The sequence below is a fragment of the Methylobacterium sp. D48H genome (genome assembly GCF_053345715.1).
The window spans coordinates 1-286 of sequence record NZ_JBKFAP010000202.1; the positions used below are offsets into that span (position 1 = coordinate 1).

Consider the following 286-nt stretch of genomic DNA (forward strand, 5'->3'; position numbering starts at 1 on the left):
GCCTGGGATACGGCGGCGGCTTCTATGACCGGACCATCGCGTCCAGGTCGACGGAGCCGCGGGTCATCGGCGTCGGCTTCGAGCTCGCGCGGCTCGCGACGATCCACCCGCAGGCGCACGACGTCGCCATGGACATCATCGTGACGGAAGGCGGCGTCTGCCCCCGCACGGAGCGACCCTGATCGCGCCGCGGAGCGGGCCGGTGCCCGCGCTGGCCGGCTCGGCAGAGCCTGGCCCAGGACCGTTCGGCCTGAGGTCGGCGGATGAGGGCGCGGGGGTCTCAACC

At 73.8% G+C, this 286-nt stretch carries 1 protein-coding gene; it reads left to right on the forward strand.

The annotated features are described in order from the left end of the window. Window positions 1-182 (forward strand): 5-formyltetrahydrofolate cyclo-ligase (locus ACLBX8_RS32125; protein WP_447716463.1); only part of this gene is annotated, 182 nt, incomplete at its 5' end. Window positions 183-286 lie beyond the last annotated feature (104 nt).